Below are 20,520 nucleotides of genomic sequence, written 5' to 3' on the forward strand. Positions count from 1 at the left end.
GGTTTACTTGTACGTGGCCTGTTACCGTGTGGCCCACGTGGCGGGGTGACGGCCGAGCGGGCCGGCTTGCTGCGACCAGTGCGCGGGGACGCCGTCGATTCGCCCTGGAAGCGGCACGCGTTGCGCCGGCCCCCAGTCGGTGGTGGTTGCCACGAGTGCGAAGTCTTCGGGTGTAGGTACAGCCAGGTGGTCGTCCGGCAGGGGCAACGAGTAGAGCAGGTTGGCCGTGCCGATGAGTGAGCCCTGGATGCGGGCGGCCATCGAATGGGTGAGCCGTCGGGTCAGAGCGCGTGCGACGGCCGCGGCCAATAACCAGCCGGTCGCATGGTCGAGGGCTTGGACGGGAAGCGGGGCCGGCTCCGCTTGTCCCGTGGCGGTGGCTCCGTCGTCGGCGATCCCGCAGCTCATCTGGACCAGGCTGTCGAACCCGCGGCGATGGCGCCACGGGCCATCCCAGCCGTACGCGTCCAAGCTGGCGATGATCAGTCCGGGGTTCATGGGGGTGAGGGCTTCGTCGTCGTAGCCCAAGCGTTTCAGGGCGTCGGCCCGCAGTCCGGACACGAGCACATCGGCACCCGCGAGCAGTTCCTCAAACGTCGCGCGGTCGCTTGAGGCAGTGAGATCCAGGGCGGCAGTACGTTTGCCGAGAGTCGTCTCAGGCAGCAGCGACGGCACCTCGTCAAAGCCCGGCGGGTCGATCCGCAGCACATCGGCACCGTAGCCAGCGAGGAATTTGGTGCACACCGGTCCGGCGATCACCCGCGTCAGGTCGAGCACGCGCACTCCGTCGAAGGGCAGTTGCCCGACGGAGTCCGGAGTGCCGGCTCCGTATGAGTAGCGTTCGACGACGGTCAGCGGCGCCGCGTCCGCGGTCGCCATCCCCGGAGCCGACGCGAGCCATTGGCCTCGGTTGTGCATGACGGCGGCGCATCCGCCCGCTTCCACAATCGCCGTCTCCAATTCTTCGGCACGCAACCCTGCCACTGCGGCCTGAACTGCTTCTTGGTCATGGGCGCCCAGTACCCGCTCGACGGCGGCGCGGTGGCTGGCGTAGTTGGTGTGCAGCCTGATCCATGCATCTGCGGCACGATAGTTGCCGGCGATGGGGTCCCACATCGGTGGCCGGGTCCAGCCGATCGGGGTGAACAGCCTCTCGGACGCGAACGCGGCGCGCGACTCCCGACTGTCTACCGTCACTACTGGCTGCTTTGACTGGCTGCGAGCTGCGAGGAACTGCGCTGCGGCCACCGTTGCGACGGCAACCGCTCCCGTCGCAAGTCCTGTCACGTCGAAAGCGGCCCGTAGGACCGCCCGTGGCCCGCTCGTCGTTAGCTGGGCGGCCTGCAAATCCGCACTGTCGTTATCGGCGCAGATTGTTTGCCACATGCGGGAGGCCACATCAGCGAAGCTGTCGTTCACACTCACCATTCTGGACGGGCCCACGCGGACGGGCAACGCCAGCCGGATCTGACTCTTCCTGCCCAAGTACGGCTTCTCCTGCCAGACTGTTCCTCATGCACGCGCTTTTGGACGGACTCTTGAACACCAGCCCGCTTGTGATCGCGTGCATCGTTTTCGCCCTCGTGTTCGCTGAGGATGCAATCTTTGTGGGCTTTGTTATCCCCGGTGAAACGGCGGCAGTGGTCGGCGGAGTGATTGCAAGCCGTGGGCTCTTTGAATTGTGGGCCATGATCGTCATTGTGGTCATTGCCGCGATCACGGGAGACACCGTGGGCTACGAGATAGGCAAGCACTTCGGCCCGCGGGTGATGGCGCTGAAAATCCTGGACAAAAGACGCGCCCAATTGCAGAAGGCCGAAGACTTCCTCAAAGACAAAGGCGGCATCGCGGTGCTCCTGGGCAGGTTTACTGCTTTCTTTCGTGCCGTCATGCCCGCGCTCGCCGGACTCAGCCGTATGCCTTACCGGCGTTTCGCGTTCTGGAATTTCAGCGGCGGCATTATCTGGGGGTCGTTGTTCGTGACTCTCGGCTTTGTGGCCGGAAATTCGTACGAAGAAGTGGCCCGCGTCGTGGGCCGGGGTGCCGCGGCTGTGGTGGCGGTAATTGTGGTGGCGATTCTGCTTGTGTGGCAAGTCAGGAAGCACCGCGCCAAGAAGGCCTGATGCCGCAGGAACACGGAAATCTGGCGGAAACGTCAAGGCTTTAGGCTGGTCACAATTTGTTCGGGAGGGGCGGCGAAGGGACGAACTGGATATGTCTGATGTTTGGCGTTATAACCGTAGTAGCTGCCCCGACGTCCTCGGCTTATCTGAGCCTCGAGTGATCTGATGTCCGCCTCTGCAGCACACAACTTTTAAGGAGAACCGATGCATCTTTTGCCCCGTGAGCAGGAAAAGCTCATGATCGTGGTCGCGGCCGACCTCGCCCGCCGTCGGCAATCCCGTGGCTTGAAGCTCAACTTCCCCGAAGCCGTGGCCATCATCAGCTACGAACTGATTGAGGGAGCCCGCGACGGGAAAACCGTCGCCGAACTCATGAGCTACGGAACTACCCTGCTTCGCCGCGAGGATGTCATGGAGGGCGTGCCCGAGATGATCCATGACGTCCAGATCGAGGCCACTTTCCCGGACGGCACCAAGCTCGTCACCGTCCACGACCCGATCCGCTAGGAGGCCAATATGATTCCCGGTGAGTACCGGCTCCAAGCAGAGCCCATTGCCTGCAACAGCGGACGCGAGGCAATCGCCGTCGACGTCGTCAACCGTGGCGACCGCCCCGTCCAGGTGGGCTCGCACTACCACTTTGCCGAATCGAACCCCGCGCTCGATTTTGACCGCGAAGCCGCTTACGGCCGCCGCCTGGACATCCCCGCGGGAACGGCGGCGCGCTTCGAGCCCGGTGATTCCAAGACTGTCAAACTCGTTGCGCTCGCAGGAAGCCGCGAGGTCTACGGCCTGCGGAACGCCGTCAACGGTCCCCTTGACGCGGACGCCGGAAAGAACGACGGCGGCGCTGCCGCTGCCACCGAAGGGCCCGGAGCCAGCAAGGAAGGGACAGCCCAGTGAGCTTTGAAATTTCGCGCAAGCAGTACGCAGACCTATACGGCCCGACGACGGGGGACTCCATCCGCCTGGCGGACACCGAACTCTTCCTTGAGATAGAGAAGGATTACACGGTCTACGGCGAAGAGGTCATGTTCGGCGGCGGCAAGGTAGTCCGCGACGGCATGGGGCAGAACGGCCAAGTGACCCGCGACGGCCGCTTGCCCGACTCCAACGCGGCATCGGACCAGATGCTCGACGTCCCGGACACCGTCATTTCGAACGTGGTGGTCCTCGACTACACCGGAATCTACAAGGCCGATGTGGCGCTCAAAGACGGGCACATCTTCAAGATCGGCAAGGCCGGCAACCCCCAGATCGCCGACGGCGTGGACATCGTGATCGGCGCCAGCACTGAGATGATCGCCGGGGAAGGCAAGATCCTCACCGCAGGCGGCGTGGACACCCACATCCACTACATTTCACCGGACCAGGTCCCCACGGCCCTGTGCAGCGGAATCACCACCATGGTCGGCGGTGGCACGGGACCGGCCGAAGGTACCAAGGCCACCACCATCACACCCGGCAAATGGCACATTTCGCGGATGCTGCAAGCCGCGGAAGGCCTGCCGATCAATATCGGCCTCCTCGGCAAGGGCCACGCCTCCGCCGTCGAGCCGCTGGCCGAACAGATCCGCGCAGGCGCAGTAGGCCTCAAAGTCCACGAGGACTGGGGCGCCACGACGTCGTCGATCGATATGTCCCTGCGCGTGGCTGACGAATACGACGTGCAGGTAGCCATCCACACCGACACCCTCAACGAGTGCGGATTCGTCGAGGACACCATCAAGGCCATCGACGGCCGCGTCATCCACACTTTCCACACCGAAGGCGCCGGCGGCGGGCACGCTCCGGACATTATCAAGATCGCCGGATTGCCCAACGTGCTCCCGGCCTCCACCAACCCCACGCTCCCGTACACGCGGAACACCATCGAAGAGCACCTGGACATGCTCATGGTGTGCCACCACCTCAACCCGGACATCCCGGAAGATGTGGCGTTCGCCGATTCCCGCATCCGGGCCGAAACCATCGCCGCCGAAGACGTGCTCCAGGACTTGGGCATCTTCTCGATGACCTCCTCGGATTCCCAGGCCATGGGCCGCGTGGGCGAAGTTGTCATCCGCACTTGGCAAGTGGCCGACGCCATGAAACGGCAGCGGGGCGTCCTCAAGGACGCGTCCGGCGCCAGCCACGGCGCTGCGAACGGCTTGGGCGAGGAAAGCGACAACTTCAGGATCAAGCGCTACATCTCCAAATACACCATCAACCCCGCGATCGCGCAGGGCATGGCCGACTCCATTGGCTCGGTGGAAGTGGGCAAGTTCGCCGACCTCGTCCTGTGGAATCCGGCCTTCTTCGGCGTGAAGCCGGACCTGGTCATCAAGGGCGGGCAGATAGCCTACGCGCTCATGGGCGATTCCAACGGCTCCATCCCCACCCCGCAACCACGCACCATGCGCCCCATGTTCGCCACCTACGGCAAGGCGTTGAAGCAGTCTTCCATCACCTTCCTGTCCAAGGCGGCCATCGACGCCGGCGTCCCCGAGGAACTGGGATTGGAGCGCGTTATCCGGCCGGTTTCCGGTATCCGGAACCTGAGCAAAGCGGACCTCAAGTTCAACGGCGAAACGCCCGATATCGCCGTCGACCCCGAAACCTACAAAGTGACGGTCGACGGCGAAGACGTCACCTGCGAACCTTCCGACGTGTTGCACATGGCCCAGCGCTACTTCCTTTTCTAGATCGCCGGAGGAAAACCACATGATCATCGAAAAGATCCTCGGCAACCTGCACGAACTGCCGCAGGCCGAGGCCGCGGCGCTCGCCAAACTCCACAAGGAGAAGGTGGTGCTGCCCAGCGCCCAACTCGTCAAGCGCATCCAACGCGTCACCACAGACCACGGGAAGGAGCTCGGCATCCGCCTCCCGGCCGGATCCGGAGACCTGCGCGACGGCGACATCCTCGCAGTCGAGGACGCGAACCTGATCGTGGTGTCCGTGCTGCCGAGCGACGTCCTGGTCATCGCCGCCCGCAGCATCTACGAAATGGGCGTAGTGGCGCACTCCCTCGGCAACCGGCACCTGCAGGCCCAGTTCTTCGACGGCGACTCCGAATACGGGGCCGAAGTCATGGTGTGCCAGTACGACCACACGGTCGAGGACTACCTCAAACACGTCGGTGTGCCTTACGACCGCCAGGAACGCGTAATGCCGGTGCCTTTTCGCCATGCTGAACACACGCACTGAGCCTGCTTCGGCTGCTGTTAACCCGGTCGGCAAGCCTCCGGTGGGTGATAGGGGCCGTGCCCGCTCCGCGGTGCCCGCCACGCCGCGGCCCCTATCACCCACCTACGCCGTGCACGTCACCTTCGGGGGGCAGCAGTGAGCTCCTATCAGCTAGCCCTCCAGCAGTTGTGCGACTCCGCTCTTCCTACCGGGGCGTTTGCTCACTCGCTGGGGTTTGAGACGTACATCGACCGGGGGGTCGTGGCTGATGAGGAGAGTTTTGGGGTTTGGCTGGCTGCGTTTGTGGGGCAGCAGTTGACTTATTCCGATGGTTTGGGCATTCGCTTCCTTTATGAAGGGGTGGGTGTGGGGGAGTTGGATGCTCATTTGAGTGCTCAGCTCTTGCCTCGGCAGTTGCGGGAGGCCAGTACCAAAATGGGCGGGCGGCTGATCGAGATCGGGACCGAAGTCTTTCCCTCGGCCGAGCTGGAAGCTTACCGGGCTATGGTGGCCACGGGCCAGGCCGCCGGTCATCAGCCGCTCGCGTTCGCCGTCGTCGCGCGCTCGCTCGGCGTGCCCTTCGAAGAAGCGCTGGCCGCGTACCTTTTCGCGGCGGTCACCTCCCTGACGCAGAACGCCGTGCGCGCCATCCCGCTCGGCCAGAACTCCGGGCAGCGCCTGCTGCGCAAAGCGCACGACGGCGTCGCTGCCGCCGTCGAACATGTCCAGCACCTCGGCTGGGACGACTTCGGGGCCGTCAGCCCCGGCCTGGAAATTTCGCAGATGCGGCACGAATGGCAACGTGCGCGCATGTTCATGAGCTAGAACCATAGGAGGACACATGTCTGAACCCATCAAGATCGGCATCGGCGGACCGGTAGGCGCCGGCAAGACCCAGCTCGTGGAGCGCCTGACCCGCCACATGAGCCGGGAAATCTCCATGGCCGCCATCACCAACGACATCTACACGATCGAAGACGCCAAAATCCTCGCGGCCAACGGCATCCTGCCCGAAGACCGCATCATCGGCGTCGAAACCGGCGGCTGCCCGCACACCGCCATCCGCGAAGACACCTCCATGAACACGGCGGCCATCGAGGAACTCAAGAAGCGCCACCCGGACCTGCAGGTGATCTTCGTCGAATCCGGGGGCGACAACCTCTCCGCCACATTCAGCCCCGAACTCGTGGACTTCTCGATCTACATCATTGACGTCGCCCAGGGCGAGAAAATCCCCCGCAAGGCCGGCCAAGGCATGATCAAGTCGGACCTGTTCATCATCAACAAGACCGACCTCGCCCCCTTCGTCGGGGCCGACCTGTCAGTGATGGAGCGGGACTCCAAGGAATTCCGCGGCGACAAGCCCTTCTGCTTCACGAACCTCAAGACCGACGAAGGGCTCGACAAGGTCATCGCATGGATGCGGCACGATGTCCTGATGCTCGACCTGGCGCAATGAGCACGACGGCGACGGCGGCTGAGCTTCCTCCGGCGGTTGGGTCGCCTCCGGCGGCTCCGCCGGATTTGGGGCCGTGCCCGTCCCCAGCCGCTCCCAACTCTCGCAAGCTCGAGTCGGGGCCCTCGCGGCAGTGGGCCCATCGCGGTGCCCACCACGCCGCGGCCCCCAAATCCGGCTTCGCCGCCTCTTCGACTAGCTCACTCCGGGGGGAGCTCAGACTGCGGGTCGCCGAACGTGCTGGTCGTTCCGTGGCCGTGCAGCAGTTTCATCAGGGTGCCTTGCGGGTTTTGAGACCGCATTACTTGGATGAGAGCGGGCAGGTTTGTTATGTCGTGGTCAACCCTGGTGGGGCGTATTTGGGGGCGGATCTCTATGTTGTGGACGTGGAGGTGGAGGCGGGGGCTTCGTTGCTTTTGACGACGCAGTCGGCCACGAAGATCTATCGGACTCCGGGGTCGTTTGCCGAGCAGCGGATGACTATCCGGCTGGGGGAGGGGGCGGAACTGGAGTTGGCACCTGACCAGCTCATCGCCTACCGGGAGGCCAGCTATCGGCAGGACACGCACATCACTGTGCACCCGACGTCGAGCCTCGTCATGGCGGAAGTCATCACTCCGGGCTGGTCCCCGGATGGCGCTTCTTTCAAGTACAAGGAACTCCGGCTCCGGAACGAGATCCAGGTGGAGGGCGACGACGGCGCGGCGCTGCTTGCGCTCGACAACCTCCTGATCCGGCCGCCCCTGGGCGATGTGACCGGAATGGGCTTCATGGAGGGGTACAGCCACCTGGGTTCGCTCGTTGTGGTGGATCCGCGGGTTGACCAGGCGCTCGCCGACGAACTGCACCGGCTGACGGCGGGGTATGAGGCGTACTCGGGTTTGTCGTTGACCCGAACCCTTGCGGGCACGACGGGCCTGGTCCTACGATCCCTCTCGAACAGCACCGAGGAACTGAATCGATTGCTCGGTGCCTGTACTGGCCTTTTGCGCGAACGCTGGTACGGCAGGGCGCCGCTGAACCTCAGGAAGTACTGATGACTTCACTCGCCGAGTTCGCTTCGATGTATCGCCAGCGTGAGCATCTCCCGATGAAGTCGCGCCTCGCGTTCATGTTCGGTTCCGTCGTCCTCCTGCACCTTGCCGCCGTCGTATTCCTGCTGGTGGGTGGTGCCGGTGGCGGCCAGCCTCTGGCGCTGGGCCTCGTGCTGACGGCGTATGTGGCCGGTATCAAGCACAGCTACGACTGGGATCACATCGCCGCGATCGACAATTCCACACGAAAATTCGTGGCACAGCACAAGGACCCCGTGAGTGTCGGCTTCGCCTTCAGCCTGGGCCACAGCTCCGTGGTGATTCTGGCCGGGGTGATGGTGGTCGGCGGCGCCAGCCTCGTGGGCCAGCTCATGGAGGACGGCACCACCGGACACCTCGTGCTGGGGCTGATCGGCAGCGGCGTGTCCGGGCTCTTCCTTCTGGCCATGGGCATCTTCAACGGGTCGGCGTTCCTCCGCACGATGCAGTTGTACCGCGCCGCCCAGGCCGGCGGCGAGATCGCCGTCGACGACCTCGAAACCAAAGGGTTCATCGCGCGGCTCTTGGCCAAGCCGCTATCCAAGGTCCAGCGTCCGCGGAACATCTATGTGATCGGGTTCTTGTTCGGGCTCGGCTTCGACACCGCCACCACCATCGGGCTGCTGGTGCTCACGACGGCGGCGTCGCTCGCGGGCGTGTCCGTGCTCGCCCTCCTGGCGCTGCCGCTCGCTTTCACCGCGGCGATGACCCTTTGCGATTCCATCAACGGCGTGGCCATGATGCGCATGTACAAATCCGCCATCCATGATCCCCAGCGCAAGCTTGGATTCAACGCCATCATCACCGGCATCTCGGCCTTCTCGGCCCTGTTCATCTCGGTCATCACGCTGGGCGGCTTCCTCAATGCGGCCTTTGGACTGAGCGATCCTGTCACCACGTGGCTGGGCGAAATTGACCTCGGCGACGCCGGTCTGGTGCTGATTGCGCTGTTCGCCGTCGTTTGGGTGGTTGCGGCCCTGCGATTCCGGGCGGCGCGGCGCCGCTAGTCGGGCTGGAGCCACTCCAGTAGCCGATCCAATGCCCAAGTCGTGATGATCCGATCGGCGGGTACGCCGTTGGCTTCCGCCCGCTCCGCACCGTACTGCAGGAAGTCGAGCTGGCCGGGGGCATGGGCGTCACTGTCGATGCTGAAGAGGCAGCCGGCGTCGAGGGCAATTTGAATCAATTCGTCCGGCGGGTCCTGGCGCTCGGGCCGCGAATTGATCTCGACGGCGACCGAGTGTTCCGCGCACGACGCGAACACCTTTTCGGCGTCGAACTCCGACGGAGGCCGGGTTCCTCGCGATCCCTTGACCAAGCGGCCGGTGCAGTGCCCGAGGACGTTCGTGTGCGGGTTTTCGATGGCGGTGAGCATGCGCCGGGTCATGGGCCCTTTGTCGGACCGGAGCTTCGAGTGGACACTGGCCACCACAACGTCCAGTTGGCTCAGCAGTTCCGCGGACTGGTCAAGCTCTCCGTCTTCAAGGATGTCCACTTCGATGCCGGCCAACAGCCGAAAGCCGGGATCCTGCCCGTTTTGCCCGTTGATCCCATCCACAATAGTGAGTTGTTCCATCAAACGCTCGGGACTGAGCCCGTTGGCGATGGTGAGGTTGGGGGAGTGATCGGTCAACGCAATATATTCCCGTCCGAGTATACGAGCCGCGTCGGCCATAACCTCGATCGGCGAGCCGCCGTCGGACCAGTTGCTGTGGCTGTGCAGATCGCCCCGGAGCTCGGCGTGCAGCTTGTGGCCACCCTTGACCAAGGGTTCGGCGCCACGACGACGGAGGTTTTCAAGGTAGTCCGGAACGGTGCCGCTCAGGGCTTGGCTGATCACCTCGAAAGTCCTACTGCCGATTCCCTTGGTTCGCTTGAGGCGGCCATCCTTGACCCGGGCGGCCAGTTCCTCTTGGCTCAGGCCGGCAATGATGCCCGCGGCCCGGCGGAACGCCTGGACCTTGAAGCTGTCCGCGAGTTCCCGTTCCAGCCAGAAGGCGGTTTCGTTGAGCGCGTCTACGGCGTCCATGGCTCAATCATGTACCACGCCGCGCCCAGGCGCATGTGAGCGAGCGTTTGGGTTTAGGGGCCTATATCTGAGCGAGGGTTCGAGCCTTCCGACGCTCGCTCACGTATGTGGGGTCTACGACTGACGCTCGCTCAGATCATGTGAGCGAGGGTTTGGGTTTAGGGAGCTATATCTGAGCGAGGGTTTGGGGTTGGGGGCCCATAGGTGAGCGAGGGTTTGGGGTTTGGGGCCCATATGTGAGCGAGGGTTCCGGAATGGGGCGTCATGCTGTCGGAATAACTGGGACGGCCACCACCGCCCTGCAATAATCGGAACCAGTTGCCTCGCTTGAGTTGCACGCGGGGCGGTATGCACCTTCGGACGAATCACATCGCAGACGAGGCGGACATGACCAACACTCCCATCCAGCAGGCCACCGACACCACGGCGATGCCACCCGCTACGAACCCCGCCATTGACGAGGACTTGCTTCACCGGCTCGCGGATGCTCACGGCGTCGGGACGGCGTTCTACGGCTGGGATGGGCTGCAACACGACGTTTCGCCCACCACGTTGATCCAAGTGCTGGGCGCGCTGGGAGTCGCCGCACATTCCAACGAGCAGATCGAAGCGGCCCTTGCGGACGCGGAACTGGCGCCGTGGCGGCGGATGCTGCCGCCCGCCGTCGTCGTCCAGGAGGGAACGACGGCGGCTGTACACATCCACGTCCGCGACGGTTCGCCTGCGCGCCTGACGATCTCGCTCGAGGACGGAACGGAACTCGCGGCCACCCAACAGGAAGACTGGGCTTCGCCGCGCGGCGTGGATGGAGTGCCCACAGGCCGCGCCACTTTTGAGGTGCCGGCCGGGTTGCCGCTCGGCTGGCATTCGCTCACGGCCGAGTCCGACGGCGTGACGGCCACCGCGGTGCTGGCCGTGGTTCCGGCCAAGTTGCAGACGGCAGCACAGCTCGAGGAACGCCGCGGCTGGGGACTCGCGACGCAATTGTACTCGGTACGCTCGAAGCGCTCATGGGGCATCGGGGATTTCGCGGACTTGGCCGATTTGGCGTCGCTGGCCGGCACGCGCGGGGCCGACTACGTCCTCGTGAACCCCCTGCATGCCGCAGATCCGGTGCCTCCGGTTCAAGCGTCGCCGTATTCTCCGTCCACAAGGCGATTCTTCAACCCCCTCTACATTCGAATCGAATCCATTCCCGAACTGGCATATGTGAAGCTGCGAAAGCGGGCCACCGTGGACCGGCTGTTGGATGACGTCCACGCGCTCAACAAGGACGCGGAACGGCTGGACCGGGACCAGATCTTCGCCGCCAAGCTCGCAGCCCTGGAACTCCTTCACACGGTCAAGCTTTCTCCGGCCCGGCAGCGCGCCTTCGAGGAATTTTGCCGCGAGTCCGGCCCGGGCCTGGACGATTTCGCCCTTTGGTGCGCCATCCGCGAGGACCGATCGCCGGACGACCCCTTCTGGCAGGATCCCGCGGCCACGCTCGGTTCTCCGAAGCTTGAGTCGATGCGCCAGTCCCTGGCCGATCGGATCGGTTTCCACCGCTGGCTTCAGTGGATCTGCGATGAACAGCTCGAGTCAGCCCAGGCCGCGGCGAAGCGATCCGGCATGCGGCTGGGAGTGGTGCACGATCTCGCCGTCGGGGCGGACCTGAGCAGCGCCGACGCCTGGACCCTGCGCAGCAGCTTCGCGCCGGGTGTCAGCGTGGGAGCACCACCGGACATGTACAACCAGCTCGGACAGAACTGGAACCAGCCGCCCTGGCACCCGGTCCGTTTGGCGGAGGCGGGCTACGCGCCGTTGCGAGCGATGCTCTCCACCGTCCTCCGCCATGCCGGCGGAATCCGCGTCGACCACATCCTGGGGCTGTTCCGCTTGTGGTGGGTACCTGCCGGCAACTCCGCCCGCGACGGCGCCTACGTCCGCTACGACCACGAGGCCCTGATCGGCATCCTTGCTTTGGAAGCGCACCGCGCGGGAGCGGTGGTCATCGGCGAAGACCTTGGCGTTTTCGAGCCGTGGGTGCGGGACTATCTTGCGGCCCGAGGCATCCTGGGCACGTCGATCCTTTGGTTCGAGTACGACGGCGACTCGCCCCTGCCGCCCGAACGTTACCGAACGCAGGCACTCGCCAGTGTCAACACCCACGACCTCCCGCCGACCGCCGGATACCTCGCAGGCGATCACGTGGATCTCAGGAACCAACTGGGCTTGCTTGAACGAAGCGTGGCCGAGGAACGGGCCGAGCACGAGGCCAGCCTGGACAAGATGATGGGGTTGCTGCGGGAACGGGGCCTGCTGCCTGCCGACGGAAAAGCGCTTGGTGAGGAGCAGGTCATTGAGGCGCTGCATCGTCTGCTGGCCCTTGCACCGTCGGTCCTGTTGGGCGTTGCGTTAGTGGATGCCGTAGGGGAGCGGAGGGTGCAGAACCAGCCGGGAACGACGTCGGAGGTCTACCCCAACTGGCAAGTGCCACTCGCCGACGAACGCGGACGCGCGGTGCTGATCGATGACCTTGATGCCAACCCTCGGTTCAACTCTTTGCTCGCGGCCGTGGACGAGGCTGTACGGGGTTAGGCAACGCATCGAGGCGTGAAATCTCGCCCTTTGGCCCTCCCCGCGACGCTCGCTCACCTTTGGGCCGTTTCAGTTGAACGCTCGCTCACCTTGATGAGCGAGCGTTCCCGATTTTGGCCGCATATGTGAGCGAGCGTCGCCGTTTTGGCCCGTCAGGGAGCTATAACCAAAGCGGTGGGGGAACCCGTGTTCAGCTGGTCCAGGACCTCGCCCGGGATGCCGGTGGCAGGGTCCAGGGCGAACGTGGTGACTTGGTTGGAACGTTCGTGCGCGACGTGGAGCCAGCCGTCGCGGACCAAGTGGTGTCGGGGCCAGTCTCCTCCGCTGGGCACGTCAGCCACGGGCCGGAGCCGGGTTCCGCTGCCCTCGACGGCCAACACCGAGATCCGGTTGGAGCCGCGGATACCCGTGTAGACGAAGCGATTGTCCGGCGACAGCGCGATTTCGGCCGCGGCGTCGCCGTCGGCGGCCCCACCGGCCGTCGCAGGACCGCGACGGTGGAGCACAAAGCGACCGTCCGCGCCGGGCAGGAGCACCACCACTTCGATGGAGTACTCGGTCACCACGAAGACCGCGTCGGCGGAGGGGTGCTGGACCAAGTGCCGCGGACCGCTGCCCACGGGGAGCGCGACTTCGTGGTCCTTGAGCAGGCCGGTGTCGGGGAAGTAATTCCACACCCGTACGAGGTCGAAGCCGAGGTCCGTGGTCATGATCCGGCCATCCTCGAGCATGAGGCTTGCGTGGGCGCGGCTCACCCGGGCGCCGCCCGTGGCAATGTCGATGCCGCCGTCGACGCCGGCGTGCGGGTCCTTGGCCGGCGGCGCGGCAAAGCGCGAGGTGATGCCGCCGTCGTCGTCGAGCCCGTACAGCAGCACGTTCCCGTCGCCCCAACAGTTGACCACGATGAAACGGGCGGAAGGGTCGACGGCGACGTGGCAAGCCGCGGCTCCGGCCGGCCAAGCCTCGCCCAGGGGCTCGAGGCCGAACAGCCCGGTCCGCCGGTACGCCCGGATCGTCTGGGCGGCCTCGGCTACCGCGTAGACCACCGGCAGGGCGGGATGAACGGCAAGGAACGACGGCGACGGTGCTTCGACGGCGGTGCCCAGCCAAGCAATGCTGCCATCTTCACGCGCGGCGACTGCCCCAATGCCCATTCCGTTCCCGTCGCTGTCCGCGGTGTACGCGCCTGCCCAGATGAGCGTTCCGTCGATGTTCTCTGCCATGCCGTCCTCAGTGTTGGTGAGTAGAACCTGAATCAGTGTCCCTGTACGTCCGAGTCAACACCGGCATCGGCACCCGCGTCCAAAGTGGCGATCGCGGACAGGTCGTCATGGTCCAAAGCGAAGTCGAAAACGTCCAGGTTTTCCTTCATGCGCAGTGGATTGGCGGACTTCGGGATGGCCACGAGCCCCTCCTGGATGTGCCAGCGCAGCACCACCTGCCCGGGAGTCTTTCCGTGTTTCTTCCCGATCGCGGCCAAGACCGGGGCATTCAGGAGATCGCGGCCGGCCCCCAACGGACTGTACGATTCCGTGGCGATGCCATGGTTGCCGTTGAAGGCTCGCTCATCGATCCGCGTGATGGGCGGTGAGATTTGGATTTGGTTGACGGCCGGCACCACCGAGGTTTCCTCAAGGAGCCGCTCGAGGTGCGAGGGCTTGAAGTTGGACACGCCGATCGAACGCACCTTCCCCTCAGCCTGCAGCCGCTCGAAAGTCTCCCAGGTGGACACGAATTCATTCCGTTGGGGGAGCGGCCAATGGATCAACAAGAGGTCCACGTAGTCCAGTCCGAGGCGCTTGAGGGAGCCCTCGAGCCCCTCGACGGCGCGATCGCGGCCCTGGTGTGTGCCGTCCAGTTTGGTGGCGATGAACAGTTCCTCGCGCGGGATGCCGCAGTCCCGCACGCCTTGCCCGACGCCGGCCTCGTTACCGTAGCGGTACGCCGTGTCGACGTGCCGGTAGCCAAGCTCGACGGCGGACACCACCGCCGCGGCGACCTGGGCGTCGTCGAGCGGCCAGGTCCCGAGGCCGATCTGCGGAATGGCATTACCGTCATTGAGCCTGACGGTCGGAGCAAGTGCCATGGTCCTGTCCTTTCAGTTGCTAGATCGGCCTCCGTGCCCATTGGACCAGTTGATCGCTGAGCTTCATGAAGTCCTGGTCCACGTGCTTGATGCCTGGATGTTCATCATGCCACCGGACGATCTCCCGTGCGCCTGCCGCGAAAGGAATTTCTGCCCGATACCAGGGAACGAGCGTTTTGATCTTGGTGTTGTCGAAGACCACGGAGTGGGACCTGTCCCCGAGAAGCCCGGGTCCCAGCTCCGGGGAGTGCGCGGCAATGGTATCCGAGGCGATGTGCACGAGTTCGGGTTCCGGCACCCCGGCCGCTGTGGCGAAGAGCCGGTAGACCTGGTCCCACGGGAGGGCTTCGTCCGAGGTGATGGTGTAGCTTTCACCCACAGCCTGCGGCCGGCCGAGGAGGCCAACGAAGGCCACCGCAAAATCATCCGCGTGGGTGAGGGTCCACAGCGAGGTACCGTCGCCGTGGACTATCACAGGCAGGCCTTCCCGCATTCGATGGATGTCCGTCCACCCGCCCAGCAGGGCGATCCGCGTGCGGTCATAGGTGTGCGAAGGCCGAACGATCGTCACGGGGAATCCCTCGTCGCGGTAGGCCCGGGTCAGAAGGTCTTCGCATGCGATCTTGTCCTGGGAGTATTTCCAGAACGGGTTCCTGAGCGGGGTCGACTCGAGGATCGGCAAGTGCGCGGGCGGCTTCTGGTAGGCCGAAGCCGAACTGATGAACACGTACTGGCCGGTCCGGCCCCGAAACAACTCCACGGCGGCGGCCACATGCTCGGGCGTGAAAGAGATGAAGTCCGCGACGACGTCGAACTCGCGGCCGTTCAGCACCTCCGCCACCTCGGCAGCATTGCGGATATCTGCCTGGAGCAGTTCGGTTCCCGGAGGGGCAGGCCTTTCCGAGCTTAGTCCGCGATTGAGCACGGTGAGCCGGTGACCCAGCGCGACGGCGCGCTCCGCCGCCGCCGCGCTGATGGTCCCGGTCCCGCCAATGAACAGCAGGCGCAATGGTGCCGACGTCACCACGCGTAGTCTTCCGGTGCGGTCCGGTGGCCGGGGAAGATGTCGTCGAGCCGCTTGAGGGCGTCGGCGTCGAGGGTGACGTCCAGAGCCCTGATGGCAGCGTCCAACTGCTCCTGCGTGCGCGGACCCACGATCGGTGCGGTCACGGCCGGCTGGTGCAGCAACCAGGCCAAGCCTACGTCGCCGGGCTCGTGGCCAAGGTCGTCTGCGAGGTCCTCATACTGGCGGATCTGGTCTTCGTGCTTCTTCAGGGTTTCGGCCGCACGGCCCTCAAGGCGACGGACGCCGTCGCGCTCCTTCTTCAGCACCCCGCCCAAAAGGCCGCCGTGAAGCGGCGACCACGGGATGAGCCCGAGGCCGTACTCCTGGGCGGCCGGGATGACTTCCAATTCGACGTTCCGGGTGAGCAGGTTGTAGATGGACTGCTCGCTCACGAGTCCGTTGTAGTTGCGCCGCGCGGCGGCCTCCTGGGCTTGGGCGATGTGCCAGCCGGCGAAGTTGCTGCTGCCGGAATACAGGATCTTGCCCTGCTGGACGGCGACCTCGATGGCCTGCCAGATCTCGTCCCACGGCGTGTTCCGGTCCACGTGGTGGAACTGGTAGACGTCGATGTAGTCGGTCTGCAGGCGCTTGAGGCTGGCGTCCAAGGCGCGCCGGATGTTGAGGGCGGAGAGCTTGGACTCGTTGGGGCGGTCCGTCATGGTTCCGTAGAGCTTGGTGGCCAAGACAACACGATCGCGGCGCTCGCCGCCCTTGGCGAACCAGCGGCCCAGGATTTCCTCGGTCCAGCCCCGGTTGTCGTGGCCGCCGTAGACGTTGGCGGTGTCGAAGAAGTTGATGCCGGAGTCCAGCGCGGAATCCATGATGGAGTGCGCTGCGGATTCCTCGGTCTGCGGGCCGAAGTTCATGGTTCCGAGGCACAGGCGGGAGACGCTGAGGCCCGAGCGGCCCAAGTGGGTGTACTGCATGGTTTTGCTTTCCTTACGCTGTGATGGGTGGGTTTCTACATCTGGCTGAAGGACGCGACGGCGGGGTCGGCGCCGAGGCGGGCACCGCCGTCGAGGGCGCTGATGGCCGCCAGTTCGCCCGGGGTGAGCTGCAACGCCGCCGCCGCGAGATTCTGCCGGATCCGCTCCGGGTGGACGGACTTGGGGATCACGATGTTGCCCGTTCCGAGGTGCCAGGCCAGCACTATCTGCGCCGGGGTGGCACCGTGCGTTTCGGCAAGTTCGGTGACCGTCGCCGACCCCAGGTCCGCTCCCTGCCCCAGCGGGCTGTAGGCCTCGACGGCGATCCCGTGCGAGCGGCTCTTCGCCGCCAGTTCCCGCTGTTGGAAGGTGGGGTGCAGTTCGATCTGGTTGACGGCGGGAACGACGTCGGCGAACTCAAGGAGAGTGTCGAGATGATCCTGCAAGAAGTTGGAGACGCCGATTGCCCGGGCGCCGCCGTCGGCGTGGATCTTTTCCAGTGCCTTCCACGCGTCGACGAACAGGCCTTGGGACGGCACAGGCCAGTGGATCAAGTAAAGGTCGATGACGTCGAGGCCGAGTTCGCGGCGGCTTTGGTCGAATGCCGCCGCGGCGCGGCCTTGTTCGCCGTTGCGGAGTTTGGTGGTGATGAAGAGTTCCTCCCGGGCGATGCCGGAAGCCTTGATTGCCGCGCCGACGCCGGATTCGTTCCGGTACGCCGCGGCCGTGTCGATGTGCCGGTACCCGGCTTCAAGCGCGTCCTCCACGGCCTTCTGGGTCTCGGCAGGTGGGACCTGGAAGACGCCGAAGCCGAGCTGGGGGATGGTGACCGAGTTGTTCAGGACGAGCCCGGGAACGGTTGAATTCTGAGCGTTGGACATGTCCGGCCCTTTCGTCGCTGGTGGGTGTATTGCCTGACTGGCTTTTTCGAGCCTATGCACTTTCGGCAGAACAATCAGTAGTTTTGACGCCCCCTGTTTTTCCTAGGACTCGCAGTCCTACCTTGGCCGTGGAAACACGCCCTGAGGGAGGGAAGAATGGGGGCATGGGTCAAAGTGCCGAGTTCGGAAAGTTCCTCAAAGCCATGCGTGCCCGGATGTCGCCGGAGGATGCAGGGTTGCCGGAAGGGTCCGGCGCGCGCCGCGTTCCCGGGCTACGCAGGGAAGAGATTGCCCGCTTGGCGGATGTCAGCACGGACTACTACACCCGCCTCGAACAGGGTCGCCATATCCATCCTTCCCGGGCGGTCCTTGAATCGGTGTCGCGGGCACTTCGCCTGGACTCAAGCGAGCACACCCACATGATGGACCTGCTTGAGCACTGCGCGGAGAGCGCCAAAGCGCCGACTACGACGCCCCGCGTGCGGCCGGCGCTGCGCCAACTTCTGGACGCTGTGGGCGACGTTCCGGCGCTCCTGCTGGGCCGGCGCAGTGACGTGCTCGGAGCCAATCGCATGGCGATCCTACTGTTTGCCGACTTCCCGGCCATGCCTTCCGCTGAGCGGAACCTCACGCGTTGGCTGATCCTGGATCCAAAGGCACGCGAACTGTTCCGGGACTGGAAGACGGTTGCGGCGGAAGCCGCCGGTTCCCTGCGTGCGGATACCGGGCGGCACCCCGACGACCCCCAAGCCAACCAACTCGTGGGCGAACTCGCTGTAAACAGCGAACACTTCCGCCAATGGTGGGCCGGTCATCGCGTGGCGGCGCGTTCCGCCGGGACTGTCCGCCTGCATCACCCCACTGTGGGGGACGTGGAGCTGAACTTCGAGAATCTGGCCCTGCCACAGGACCCGGACCAGGTTTTGAGGGTCTACTCCGCGAAGGCGGGTTCGCCGTCGGACGATGCGCTGAAGTTGCTGGGCAGCTTTGGCGCGGGAACGGCGTTTGGCGCGGGAACGGCATTTGGTGCGGGAACGGCGGCGGCGAGCCCGGAGTTGTCCGAGCGTCATGCAATGGACGAGAGCTGAGGGAGGTTCACCCAAAAGTGGTCCAATTCACTGTGCTGTTGCATAGTGAATTGGCATGATTCTGTTTAGGTGCCCATTGGGCGGCTTTTGAATCGCGTTTACGCTGAATCCAGACCTTTTCGCATATCAAGGATGGAATTCAACGATGAAACGCATCGCGCTGCTGAGGGAACGGGCAATCACCGCCGGGTCCGCGGGATCCACGGGCTCGCATTGCCCGGCTTCCGGTCAGTGGAGCCCTGAAGGCGAACCCCACGTGGTCCACACGTTCTTTGAGGGTCACGTCTTCCCTGCCCACAACGGTGCGGCGACGGTCTGGCACCGCCAGTACCTGGTCTCCGAGTCCCGATGAGTCCAGAAACATTGGGCGCGTGGGGCCCAAGCCACTTCACGACGTCGGCCCAACGGCCCGCTGGGGCGGCACTTCGCCTGCCGCCGTCGAAATGGTCCGAACTCAGCCGCGGCGAAACCGTCTGGATCCACGAGGACAAATGGGGCTTCGACGCCGGCCTAGTGGATGAAGTTTCCTCCGATCACGAACTCCTGTGGATCGAATTTGCCGGCCGTGGCAGGCGACTCCTCTGTGGCGGTGACCCCGTCCAAGTCTGGACCCGCGGGTGAGTCCAGCCTCGCAACTGATGGCCGTCAGCCTTTCCACAGAAAGGCTGACGGCCATCGTCGTTTTGGGGTTTAGAGGGCTTCTTATCGCTCCAGGCGGAATCCGAGCTTGATGGTTACCTGCCAGTCGGCAACGGCGCCCTCGCTGAGGTGGCCACGGATTTCCTTGACCTCGAACCAATCGAGGTTCCGAAGGGTCTGGCTAGCAGCCGCAATCCCGTTCTTGATGGCGGCGTCGACGCCCTCGGACGAGGTTCCAACAATTTCGGAAACGCTATATGTGTGGTCAGCCATTCTTGCTCCTCATGATCGTCCTTGATGCCTGAACTGCGGGCCTGGCAGGCCGTGAAAGCAGACTAGCCGACGGAGGGCCGGCGGACTAGGGGTCTGGCCCTCCTGACGCTCGCTCACATATGGCCGGTCTGGAACCGACGCTCGCTCACATATGGTGCCTTTCGGCGGAACGCTCGCTCACACATGACCGGTCCTGGACCGACGCGCGCACCTATCGCCGGTCCTAGACCGACGCTCGCTCAGATATGACCCCAAACGGCGGGACGCTCGCTCAGATGATGTGAGCGAGGGGCCGCCCACAACCGGTGATATGTGAGCGAGCGTTTGGGGATTGGCCGGTATATCTGATCGAGCGTTTGGGGATTGGCCCGTATATGTGAGCGAGCGTCGGAGTAAGCCGGGCCTGCCTAGGCCTCCAGGACGTATGTCCTGAGATCGTCGAGGGTCTGCTGCATGTGCGCGTCCATGGCCTCGCGGGCACGGGGGGCGTCGCCGGCTTCGAGGGCTTTGAGGATGGCCCGGTGATGTCCGATCGCGTGCCGCTGGATATCGGGGATTTGCGAGGTCTGGGTGCGCCGGGTTTCCAAGACGCGGTGCAGGGGTTCGAAGAGCACAGCGACGAAGACGTTGCCGGAGGCGTGGAGGATGACATCGTGGAAGCCTAAGTCCGCCTCGACGAACGCGCTCACATCGTTGGAATCGTGGGCCTTCTGCATGGCGGACACGTGAACCTGCAGCTGGTCGATTTCTTCGGGGGAGACCCGTGAGGCGGCGAGTTCGCAGGCACCGGTCTCGAGCATGCGGCGCAGCTCGATGAGCTGGACGGCCGCTGCGGCGTCGTTCTTTCCTTCCGAAGCCGCACGCAGCACAGCTTCGAGGGAAGCCCAGCGGTTCAGTGGGTTGACGAACGTCCCCCGGCCGCGCTCCACGCTCAGGATTCGCTGGGCCTCGAGGGTCTTCATGGCCTCGCGGACCGTCATGCGGCTGACTTCATGCTTGGCGCTCAGCTCGAGTTCGCCGGGAACCACTGTGCCCGGCGGAAATTCGCCCGCGACGATGCGGTCCAGCAGCTCGTCAGCGACGACGCCGACCAGCGACTTGCGTGCCATGGTGCTCCGTTCCTAGATGTCTG

The 20,520-nt window shown here is 64.6% G+C and carries 22 protein-coding genes; 13 read left to right on the forward strand and 9 right to left on the reverse strand.

Features of this window, described 5'->3' with window-relative positions; all coding sequences use genetic code 11:
* Positions 1 to 21 precede the first annotated feature (21 nt).
* Entirely contained in the window at positions 22 to 1,419 is a 1,398-nt protein-coding gene (locus QRN52_RS16490) for a CoA transferase (protein ID WP_284754338.1), read from the reverse strand.
* Positions 1,420 to 1,514: 95 nt separating this feature from the next.
* Between QRN52_RS16490 and QRN52_RS16495 the strand changes: the two genes are divergently transcribed.
* The 9 genes from QRN52_RS16495 to QRN52_RS16535 all read left to right on the forward strand — a co-directional run bounded on the left by QRN52_RS16495 (position 1,515) and on the right by QRN52_RS16535 (position 8,827).
* A complete protein-coding gene (locus QRN52_RS16495) occupies positions 1,515 to 2,123 on the forward strand; it encodes a DedA family protein (RefSeq protein ID WP_284754339.1) in 609 nt (202 codons plus the stop codon).
* A gap of 204 nt (positions 2,124 to 2,327) precedes the next feature.
* Positions 2,328 to 2,630 (forward strand): urease subunit gamma, encoded by a 303-nt coding sequence (locus QRN52_RS16500; RefSeq protein WP_078106942.1) that lies wholly within the window; start codon positions 2,328 to 2,330, stop codon positions 2,628 to 2,630.
* A 9-nt stretch (positions 2,631 to 2,639) separates the two neighbouring features.
* A complete protein-coding gene (locus QRN52_RS16505) occupies positions 2,640 to 3,026 on the forward strand; it encodes an urease subunit beta (RefSeq protein ID WP_284754342.1) in 387 nt (128 codons plus the stop codon).
* Positions 3,023 to 4,807: an urease subunit alpha gene (gene ureC, locus QRN52_RS16510; protein ID WP_284754343.1), complete on the forward strand. Its 1,785-nt coding sequence runs from the start codon at positions 3,023 to 3,025 to the stop codon at positions 4,805 to 4,807. The genes QRN52_RS16505 and ureC overlap by 4 nt, the downstream gene beginning before the upstream one ends.
* Positions 4,808 to 4,826: 19 nt before the next feature.
* Positions 4,827 to 5,312 carry an urease accessory protein UreE gene (gene ureE / locus QRN52_RS16515; RefSeq protein WP_284754344.1) on the forward strand — a complete coding sequence of 162 codons (486 nt, stop codon included), beginning with the start codon at positions 4,827 to 4,829 and terminating at the stop codon, positions 5,310 to 5,312.
* 135 nt (positions 5,313 to 5,447) lie between these two features.
* A complete protein-coding gene (locus QRN52_RS16520) occupies positions 5,448 to 6,116 on the forward strand; it encodes an urease accessory protein UreF (RefSeq protein WP_284754346.1) in 669 nt (222 codons plus the stop codon).
* 16 nt (positions 6,117 to 6,132) lie between these two features.
* Complete coding sequence (gene ureG / locus QRN52_RS16525; protein ID WP_078106937.1) at positions 6,133 to 6,750, forward strand: urease accessory protein UreG; 618 nt, start codon at positions 6,133 to 6,135, stop codon at positions 6,748 to 6,750.
* Between the two features lie 218 nt (positions 6,751 to 6,968).
* Positions 6,969 to 7,784, forward strand: coding sequence for an urease accessory protein UreD (locus QRN52_RS16530; RefSeq protein WP_502869723.1), 816 nt, complete (start codon positions 6,969 to 6,971; stop codon positions 7,782 to 7,784).
* The gene (locus QRN52_RS16535; protein ID WP_284754350.1) at positions 7,784 to 8,827 is read left to right on the forward strand and encodes a HoxN/HupN/NixA family nickel/cobalt transporter; all 1,044 of its coding nucleotides are present in this window, start codon (positions 7,784 to 7,786) and stop codon (positions 8,825 to 8,827) included. Before QRN52_RS16530 ends, QRN52_RS16535 begins: the two co-directional genes overlap by 1 nt.
* Here QRN52_RS16535 and QRN52_RS16540 read toward each other — a convergent pair.
* Positions 8,824 to 9,849 carry a PHP domain-containing protein gene (locus tag QRN52_RS16540; protein ID WP_284754351.1) on the reverse strand — a complete coding sequence of 342 codons (1,026 nt, stop codon included), beginning with the start codon at positions 9,847 to 9,849 and terminating at the stop codon, positions 8,824 to 8,826. The two genes, QRN52_RS16535 and QRN52_RS16540, sit on opposite strands and share 4 nt — an antisense overlap.
* Before the next feature lie 387 nt (positions 9,850 to 10,236).
* Here QRN52_RS16540 and malQ point away from each other — a divergent pair, with 387 nt between their 5' ends.
* Positions 10,237 to 12,429 carry a 4-alpha-glucanotransferase gene (malQ, locus tag QRN52_RS16545; RefSeq protein WP_502869721.1) on the forward strand — a complete coding sequence of 731 codons (2,193 nt, stop codon included), beginning with the start codon at positions 10,237 to 10,239 and terminating at the stop codon, positions 12,427 to 12,429.
* Positions 12,430 to 12,581: 152 nt separating this feature from the next.
* On the opposite strand, the gene QRN52_RS16550 is transcribed toward malQ, so the two are convergent.
* Genes QRN52_RS16550 through QRN52_RS16570 form a run of 5 tightly spaced genes read right to left on the reverse strand, consistent with a single transcriptional unit; the run spans position 12,582 to position 17,388 of the window.
* Complete coding sequence (locus QRN52_RS16550) at positions 12,582 to 13,652, reverse strand: lactonase family protein (RefSeq protein ID WP_284754352.1); 1,071 nt, start codon at positions 13,650 to 13,652, stop codon at positions 12,582 to 12,584.
* A gap of 32 nt (positions 13,653 to 13,684) precedes the next feature.
* Positions 13,685 to 14,515: an aldo/keto reductase gene (locus tag QRN52_RS16555; RefSeq protein ID WP_284754353.1), complete on the reverse strand. Its 831-nt coding sequence runs from the start codon at positions 14,513 to 14,515 to the stop codon at positions 13,685 to 13,687.
* Positions 14,516 to 14,534: 19 nt separating this feature from the next.
* Complete coding sequence (locus QRN52_RS16560; protein WP_284754354.1) at positions 14,535 to 15,539, reverse strand: SDR family oxidoreductase; 1,005 nt, start codon at positions 15,537 to 15,539, stop codon at positions 14,535 to 14,537.
* On the reverse strand, positions 15,536 to 16,507 hold the full coding sequence (locus QRN52_RS16565; RefSeq protein WP_284754355.1) for an aldo/keto reductase: 972 nt from the start codon (positions 16,505 to 16,507) through the stop codon (positions 15,536 to 15,538). The genes QRN52_RS16560 and QRN52_RS16565 overlap by 4 nt, the downstream gene beginning before the upstream one ends.
* A gap of 35 nt (positions 16,508 to 16,542) precedes the next feature.
* Positions 16,543 to 17,388, reverse strand: coding sequence for an aldo/keto reductase (locus QRN52_RS16570; RefSeq protein ID WP_284754356.1), 846 nt, complete (start codon positions 17,386 to 17,388; stop codon positions 16,543 to 16,545).
* Positions 17,389 to 17,552: 164 nt separating this feature from the next.
* Here QRN52_RS16570 and QRN52_RS16575 point away from each other — a divergent pair, with 164 nt between their 5' ends.
* From QRN52_RS16575 to QRN52_RS16585, 3 genes are all read left to right on the forward strand, one after another.
* Entirely contained in the window at positions 17,553 to 18,476 is a 924-nt protein-coding gene (locus tag QRN52_RS16575) for a helix-turn-helix transcriptional regulator (protein WP_284754357.1), read from the forward strand.
* A 145-nt stretch (positions 18,477 to 18,621) separates the two neighbouring features.
* A complete protein-coding gene (locus tag QRN52_RS16580) occupies positions 18,622 to 18,828 on the forward strand; it encodes a hypothetical protein (RefSeq protein ID WP_284754358.1) in 207 nt (68 codons plus the stop codon).
* Positions 18,825 to 19,097 carry a hypothetical protein gene (locus QRN52_RS16585; RefSeq protein WP_284754359.1) on the forward strand — a complete coding sequence of 91 codons (273 nt, stop codon included), beginning with the start codon at positions 18,825 to 18,827 and terminating at the stop codon, positions 19,095 to 19,097. The genes QRN52_RS16580 and QRN52_RS16585 overlap by 4 nt, the downstream gene beginning before the upstream one ends.
* Before the next feature lie 81 nt (positions 19,098 to 19,178).
* On the opposite strand, the gene QRN52_RS16590 is transcribed toward QRN52_RS16585, so the two are convergent.
* Positions 19,179 to 19,388, reverse strand: coding sequence for a dodecin (locus QRN52_RS16590; RefSeq protein WP_184740694.1), 210 nt, complete (start codon positions 19,386 to 19,388; stop codon positions 19,179 to 19,181).
* A gap of 407 nt (positions 19,389 to 19,795) precedes the next feature.
* Positions 19,796 to 20,497, reverse strand: a complete 702-nt coding sequence (locus QRN52_RS16595) for a FadR/GntR family transcriptional regulator (RefSeq protein ID WP_059388380.1) — start codon at positions 20,495 to 20,497, stop codon at positions 19,796 to 19,798.
* Positions 20,498 to 20,520: the final 23 nt, after the last annotated feature.

The sequence above is a fragment of the Arthrobacter sp. efr-133-R2A-120 genome, from assembly GCF_030209835.1.
Lineage (GTDB): Bacteria > Actinomycetota > Actinomycetes > Actinomycetales > Micrococcaceae > Arthrobacter.